We start from the raw sequence: 7,391 nt of genomic DNA on the forward strand, positions 1-7,391 counted from the left end.
TCGCTGTTCTGCTTGTTGGAGCGCTTCGTGGTCCCGCGCTGAGATGCGGCGACCGTTGATGAAGAAGGCTCGTGCGCCAGGGTCGGTTTCGTACTCCGGTGCTTCGACCCACTCGGGGTCTTCACTCAGTGCTTCCTGCCGGGGTGGTGCTTCGACTCGCGGCGGCGGAAGCAATGCATTCACTTCAATGTGCACCGGTGCGGAGCGCCTCGTGTTTCGTACGAGAGGCTTTGTGGGATCCACGGCCTCGTTCCGTGCTGCCGGTGCAGGCCCGCGTGCCGTTGGCACTTCGGGCTGGACGATGCGCTCTTGCCGTCGCGGCCCGTGCTCGTCCTGGAATGGTGGGGCCTTTGACGTGTCCGGTGCAGGCGGACGGGTCGTTACGTGGGGCGACCTTCTCCGTACGGGCGTGACCGTGGGATCCACCGGGGAAGTCAGTGGTGCTGCTTGCGCGACCGCGTGCGCGACGCGATGGCGACGTGTGGGGGACTCCGGGACCCGTGCGCTGATCCTTGAGCGTCCGGTGATCCTCTCGACGGCGGGTCTCGGCACCCGGTTCCTTCGCGGACCTGGGGCCTTTACGTGTGCTTCGACAGCAATAGGGACTTCTGGGGCCGCTTGGCTCGCGGGGACAATCGAGATGCGGTCCTGCGAAGGAACAATCCTGGGCTGGATGTGCGGACTGGGCGGTTGTGTCTCCTCGACCACCGGGTGGAACTCCGGAGCGCTGGCGACGATGGGCGCCGGAGGCGGAGGCCCCTGGTGCCCCTGCTGGATTCGGGTCACGGTTTCGACCGGAGGCCGTGGTTCTTGAGTGCTTGCTGACGTCCCTTCAGGCCGGGGAACGCGGCGCCGGATGGGCGTGAGGGATTCCATGACGGTGGGAGCCTGGAACTTCGCAGGCCTGGGTACTGGTGGCGCCACTTCACCTGGATCCGTGTGCCCCATGGACCTGGGGCCTGACGTGGGCGACGCGGTCTTCACCGCTCGGCCTGACTCTCCTCCCCTCCTCTGCGCGCCCGGTGTTGGCAGCGACGGTGGCAGTGGCGGATCCACCTTGAAGTCACCTGCCTCCCCCCGCTCCAACGGGTGAAGCACCCGGTCCAGATCCGCGAGCAGCGCGGCCACCGCGAAGAGGTCGTCTCTTGCTTCGCTCATGTCGGCACCCCCAGCCAGGACTTGAGGACCGTGGTCGCGGCCCTGAGCTCCGGATCCCTCAACACCGTCTTCGTCACTCCACCGTCCTGCACCGTGATGTTCGCTGTGCCTGGATCCAGCTCGATGGGCAGCATCACTCCCGTGGCGAGGCTGGGGCCTCCGAAGCCCTTGAAGTCGCGCCGCAGCGTCACGTCGCGCACCAGCGCCTTCGGCAGTTGCAGGTCGCGCAGCGTGATGACCACGACCTCTTCGTCGTCCTCGCAGCACAGCGGCGTGGGCGTCGTCGTCACCTCGTCGTCCGCTCGGGCCGCCGCCCCCGTGCGCACGTCCACCGTGTCCACCTGGGCCACGCCCTGCCACCAAGTGCCTTCTTCGTCCGCTCCTCGCACCAGTAACAATTCGCCCGGCCTTGCCATCTGCACCGGCTGGCTTGAACCGGATGTGCTCGCCACCGGCATTCCGTCCAGGAATAGCCGCGTCGCCCCCACATCCACTGGTGGCAGCAGGTTGAACGTCTGGCCTGGGTAGGGTGCCGCCACCGCCGGTGGCACGAGGCCCAGCGCACCACCGCCCTGCCCCAGCAGCAGGTTCAGCTTCGCGCCCAGGGTGATGATTTCCTGCACCGTTCCGTCTGCCTGTGGCCCCACCGCCGCGTGTCCGTCCAGCAGCTCCTGCGTGGAGAGGGACACCGCGTTTCCATTCACGGGGGATCCACTCCTCACCAGTCCCGCGACTCCCGGCAGCTTCGCGTCCGTTGCGATGGACACGTTCAGCGGCGCGATGCGCAGGCGCTTCTCGGCCCCCTTCACCTCCCAGCCCAGCACCAGCGCCAGCGTGGGCCGGTCCCCTCCCACTTGCGCGATGTGTCCCGCCTGCACCCGCCCCAGGTCCACCGTGGGCGTCACCGACAGCGCTGTCGCCTGCGTGGGCGTGTCCTTCACCAGCAGCACCGTGCCCACCAGCGGAATCCCCGTGGACTGTCCCGCGAGCACTCGCGTCAGGCTGTCGCAGAAGGGTTGCAACACCTGCCGCATCAGCGGCGCCAGCGCGATCCGGTTTCGCGCTTCGAACCATCGCTGGCGGAACACCCAGTGGAAGCGCAGCGACCACTCCAGCGTCCGGAGCATTCGCAACGGCCCGTCTGGATATGCCAGCCGCGCCTCCACCGCCGCGTCCATTCCCTTCCCCGCTTCGATGTCCAACGTCGTCAACTCGTTGGACAGCTGCCCGGGGATGCCCGGTGAGTCCGCCCTCCGCAGCGTCGTCTTCAGCGACGCCAGCCCCGGCACGGACGCAATCACGGTGCGCGGCGGCTGGAGCGCCGTGGCCACCGCGCCGTAGTCCGTCGCCGAGGCCTGCAATGAATCCGCCGCGCGCTGGAGCGCATCCGTCAGCTCGGGCGTCGCGCCCTGCTCCTCCACCGTGGCCTTCGCCTGGAGCAGCACGTCGCGGTCCGCCAGACATTCGCTCTGCCGGGTCGCGGCCCCGGATGCCACCGGGTCGAAGGCGCTGGATGCCGACGTGACGCTCAGCCCGTCCAGCACGCTGCTCAGGGACACCGTCTCCGCTGTCGTCTTCAGCTCCGCCCGCCTCTCGCTGCGCAGGCCCGTCCACGTCCCCAGCTCCGCGATGCCACTCTCCGCGGCCTCCTTCCGCTGGTCCGTGGTGAAGAGGCCCGCGTCGATGGCGTCCTCCACGGTGCCGCTCGCTGACAGGGGCCCGAAGTCATACGTGGGCACGCGCACCGCCACCTCGCCGCCGTGCTTCTCGTCGCGGAACGCGAACAGCGTCACCGTGCCCGCCAGCAACGCCGCTCCCGTGAGCTTTCCGTCGCTGTCAGTGCCAATGGTGCCCGCCGCGAACTCCAGTTCCTCCACTCCGGGCAACCGGCCCTCCGTCCCCACGAGCGCACCGACGGACACCGCCGGCAGTCCTTCGCCCCGGGGGGCCGCGGACAGGGCCGGCGCCAGCGCGATGCCCACCGCGCGACGGCGGGCCCGCTCGATGACGTTGAACACGGGCAGCAGCGCGCACACCGTCTGCACGTGCGGCGCGTCTTGATCCGCCACGCCGTCCATGCGGTCCAGGAACGCCTCCAGCTGCTTCCAGGCCGCCTGCCACCCGTCCAGCTCCATGCTCAGGCGCTTCACCGCGCTCACGGGCCGCTTCCTTTCTTCGGCGTGTCCGTGGGGGGCGTGGGCGTCTCCGTCGCGGGCGGCTGCGGCCCCGGCACGCGCTCCGACGCTCCCGGCCCGCCGAGCCCCATCGCCAGCGAACGCCCTCCCCGGCGCTGGGCGTGCTTCGTGGAGGCCATGCCCTCCAGGATCTCCTTCTGCTCCTCCACGTGCTCCTTGGACTGGTCCAGCACCTCCACCAGTGTGGAGCGGCTCCGCTCGGCGGCGGCCTTCAGTTCCTCCGGCGTGCGTCCGATCGCCTTCACGAATCCCTCAGGCGCCCGCTCCACCGCCTTCACGAACTTGTCCGCCTGACGCTGGGTCTTCGTCTTCAGGTTGCCCCAGGCGTCCTTCACCTCGTCCGCGCTCGCCTCCAGCACCTGCCCTGCTTCACTGTCCTTCAGCGCCTGCTTCACGTCCTGGAGCGTGAGCTCTCCCGACGCCAGATCCATCGCGGCGGACAGGCCCAACAGCTCCCAGAGCATCGCGGCCTTCGCCAGGTTGGGGCCCGCCGCCAGCAGGCAGATGCCTCCCACGTAGCCTCCCGGCGGCCGGTTCGCCGCCGTGAGGAAGGCCTGCTTCAGCCCCGCCACCCCGCCCGTCGTGGACACCGGCAGCGCGTACATGCCCGCGGACTTGAGCGCGTTCAGCAGGTCGATGATGGCCTGCACCGCCTGCGCCAGCTTCATCAGCACCTGCACCTTGTCCTGCATCGCCGCGGCGAGGCTGCGCAGGAGCGCCGCGAGGTTGTCCACCGACAGGAGCAGCGACTTGAGCGACTCCGGGAGGATGAGCAGCTTCTCCAGGTCCGGGAACAGGTCGCGCATGCGCGCGGACTTCCAGTCCGGCTTCACCGACTTGCCGCGCGCCCGGCTGCGGCGTGGATCCAACGCGCCCTTGGGGTACTTCTCGAACGCCTTCTTGAACGCGCTGATGTTGAGCAGCTTGCCCAGCAGGTACAGCGCCTGCCGGAGCGAATCCAGCGACGGTGCGGCCATCACGATGAACACCGCCTGCACGGGTGCTCCATCCGTCACCGTCGGGCGCGAGTCGTCTCCTGGATCATCGAACGACGCGACGAACCGCCCCGCCCAGCGCGCGAAGCCGTCCGGCGTCACCGGCGGACGCTCCAGCGCGAAGCCCGCCTTGAAGTCCTTGGGGATGTTCGGGATGAAGCCCGTCTCCGCGAGGTTCGTCTCCGTGGGGGTGATGCCCGGCGCGTCCGCGTAGAGGTACGCACCCGCGTTGAGCAGGTCGTTGATGATGTCCTTGAGCAGCGCGTAGGCCGCGAGGATGAGCGCCCGGAACGGATCCGGCAGCCCCAGGAGGATGGCCACCAGCGCCTCGAGCAGCGCCTGCACGAACTGGAGCACCGCGATGATGATTTTCAGCGGCGGCTTGAGGATGCCCACCAGCTGCTCCACCCCCGGCGGCACGCCCACCACCAGCGGACGCCACGCGGGCCCGGCTTCGGCGCCGGTGGCATCTGTCTCCTCCAGTGCCTTCGCCAGCTCCTCGCAGCAGACCTCCAGCGCGCCGTGGAGCTCAGCGATAGCGGCGTCGTTGAACTCGGCCACGCGCGTCCTCCCGGGTGCGTTGTTCCAGCTCCATCAGCTTCTCCAGCCGCTCGGCGTCCTGGGCCACGCCCACCGCCGCCGCCTGGAGCAACAGGGCCTTCACCTCTTCCAGCCGCTCGCGCAGCACGGACGCGTCCAGCGGACTCCAGCCGGGCTCCTTCATCGCGTCACCCCACCGGCATGCGCTTGACGAAGCCGAAGTAGGACCAGTCCAGCATGGGCGTCATCGCGGCCCAGACGTCCAGCAGCGGCCCATACGCGGCCACCGTCATCGGGTTCACCGCCTTGAGGATCTGCGCCAGCATCGTGAAGTGGATGGCCAGCCCGTCCCCCAACACCATGGGCGAGATGGCGGAGATGCCGCCCACCTGGCACATGCCCAGCATGGTGTTGATGGACACGTTGCCCATCAGCGCGTCGATGGAGACGGCGTTGAGCGACGGGCCGGGCATGTCCGGCATCGTCGCGGCGACCTTCACCGCCTTGCCCGCCGCGAGGTTCAGGTTGCCACCGGACGTGAGGCCGTAGCCGCCCACCGCCGACTCCTGCGATGCGCCGGACACGATGCGCTTGTGGCTGCCCTGGATGCGGTCCTCGCGCGGGCCGCCCACCGTCTCCTTCAGGCCGGTGTCGCTCACCACGCGCGAGTAGCCCGCCACGTCCACCTTCTCCGTCAGCGACCCCGTCACGTGCAGCGTCACGTCCCCGCCCACGTCGCGGGTGTGGCTGCCGTCCACCGTCTCGTCCTGCTTGCCCGCAACCTCCAGCCGGTCGTCGCCGTCCACCTCCGCGGAGCGGTTGCCCTCGTTGATGGTGCGCTCGTTGCTGATGAGCCGGTCCAGTCCCTCCGCGGACAGGATGAGGCGGTTGCCCTGCCGGTCGTGGATCTCCACGCGCGCGGTCTCCGGCCGGTCATCCAGGACGATGTAGTGGCCCGTGGCGGACTTGAGCATCCGCACGCCCGGCACCGCGGACTGGGGCGGATAGTCGTGCTTGGGGACTTCGCTGACGTCCGGGGCCACTCGCGCGGTGGAGTCCGGCTGGCCCAGGTCGGACAGCGCCGGCTGTCCCCACCACATGCCGCTCCAGATGGGTTGGGAGAGGTCTCCGCCCTCGAACTCCACCCAGACGCCCGCGCCCACGTCCGGCACCACGAAGAGGCCTTGATCCGGCCCCGCGTACGGTGTGCACGGCATGGCCCAGCCGGTGGCCACGTCCCCCATCAGGCGCGGCACCACGCACTGGATGCGCCCCAGGTTGAGGGGGTCCGAGACGTTGGCCACATAGCCGCGGTACTTGCCGAAGTAGCGGCTCTCCGTGCGTTCGATGAGCTGCTGCAGCAGTTGTTCAATCATCGCGCGCTCCCCAGGTCGTTGTCCTCGTCGTACGGGCGCACGCCGGAGACGTCTGACAGGTTGATGTAGACGGGTGTGGCGCCATCCGGCCCGGTGAGGTGGACGACGTCGTCGATGAGCTCCACCACCAGGCCCACGTACACCTGGCCCAGCGTGGTGAAGAGGTAGCAGCGCTGCCCCATGCTGGCTTCGAGCAGCTTGCGCATCACTCCTCCAACTTCTGCACCAGCCGCGTGGCCAGCTTCACGCGCGTGTCCACCCAGACGCCCACTTCGCGCTGGCGCTCGGCGGCGAGCTTGCGGCGCGCGGCGCGCACCAGGTCCTGGAGCGTCACGGGCACCGTGGGCACCGGCGGCAGGCGGGAGATGCGCACGTCCAGGGCCTTGAGCACGGAGGTGTCCAGGTCCAGCTTCGCGCGCGCGCCGGCCAGGTTCGCCAGCGCCGCGGCCTTCGCATCGGGCGCGTCCGGCGTGGCGGAGAGGGTGACTTCAGGCAGCGCGGTGCGCTGGAGGGCGACGCGGCCACTGAGGGCGAAGGGGTCGGGCATGGGGGTTGGGCTCCTCAAAGGGTTCCAGCGCTACGGGTTGAGCTCCACCACGGCGTCGGCTTCCTGGACGTGCACGCCGGAGGTGGTCGCGTTGCCGACGGCCGCTACTCGCGAGCCGCCCAGGATGACGACGGAGTGGGCATACGGATCCGGCGGCGGCTCTGGCGGCAGGGCCTGCACGCCCGCGTCCTGCACGGGCTTGGGGCCAGCCGTGCCGCCCGTGTAGAACGAGTCCGCCAGCACCTCGTGCAGCACGGAGACGTTGAGGATGCTCTCCTTCACGGTGGACGCCGCCGAGTCGATGCCGAGCACGCTCTTGTCCACCAGCTGGAGGGCCTTCTTCGGATCGCCCTCCGACGCGGCCAGCACGGAGCGCACCTGGCCCTGCACGTCCTCCGGCCTCGCCGCGTGCATCGCGACGCGGTCCACCAGGTCGCGCAGCGCGCTCGTGGGCGAGTCGTCCGCCGGCACCGCGATGCCGTAGAGCGTCCGGGCGCCCAGCCGCACGTCCATGGTCGCGGGCAGCTTGGAGCGGATGTCCTCCACGGTGGGTTGATCCAACACGGCCTTGGTGGGGATC

At 69.6% G+C, this 7,391-nt stretch carries 7 protein-coding genes; all 7 read right to left on the bottom strand.

Going from position 1 to position 7,391, the window contains the following annotated elements; translation table 11 throughout:
• Positions 1–1,154: 1,154 nt before the first annotated feature.
• A complete protein-coding gene (locus D7W81_RS17165) occupies positions 1,155–3,317 on the bottom strand; it encodes a hypothetical protein (RefSeq protein ID WP_120556469.1) in 2,163 nt (720 codons plus the stop codon).
• Complete coding sequence (locus tag D7W81_RS17170; protein WP_120556470.1) at positions 3,314–4,909, bottom strand: hypothetical protein; 1,596 nt, start codon at positions 4,907–4,909, stop codon at positions 3,314–3,316. The genes D7W81_RS17165 and D7W81_RS17170 overlap by 4 nt, the downstream gene beginning before the upstream one ends.
• Positions 4,878–5,072, bottom strand: coding sequence for a hypothetical protein (locus D7W81_RS17175; protein ID WP_120556471.1), 195 nt, complete (start codon positions 5,070–5,072; stop codon positions 4,878–4,880). Before D7W81_RS17175 ends, D7W81_RS17170 begins: the two co-directional genes overlap by 32 nt.
• 4 nt (positions 5,073–5,076) lie before the next feature.
• On the bottom strand, positions 5,077–6,264 hold the full coding sequence (locus D7W81_RS17180) for a phage baseplate assembly protein V (RefSeq protein ID WP_120556472.1): 1,188 nt from the start codon (positions 6,262–6,264) through the stop codon (positions 5,077–5,079).
• Positions 6,261–6,470, bottom strand: coding sequence for a hypothetical protein (locus D7W81_RS17185; RefSeq protein WP_120556473.1), 210 nt, complete (start codon positions 6,468–6,470; stop codon positions 6,261–6,263). Before D7W81_RS17185 ends, D7W81_RS17180 begins: the two co-directional genes overlap by 4 nt.
• Entirely contained in the window at positions 6,470–6,811 is a 342-nt protein-coding gene (locus tag D7W81_RS17190) for a hypothetical protein (protein WP_120556474.1), read from the bottom strand. Before D7W81_RS17190 ends, D7W81_RS17185 begins: the two co-directional genes overlap by 1 nt.
• A gap of 30 nt (positions 6,812–6,841) precedes the next feature.
• Positions 6,842–7,391, bottom strand: a 550-nt coding sequence (locus D7W81_RS42375) for a hypothetical protein (protein ID WP_158621616.1), incomplete at its 5' end; no start/stop codon positions are given.

The sequence above is a fragment of the Corallococcus aberystwythensis genome, from assembly GCF_003612165.1.
Taxonomy (GTDB): domain Bacteria; phylum Myxococcota; class Myxococcia; order Myxococcales; family Myxococcaceae; genus Corallococcus; species Corallococcus aberystwythensis.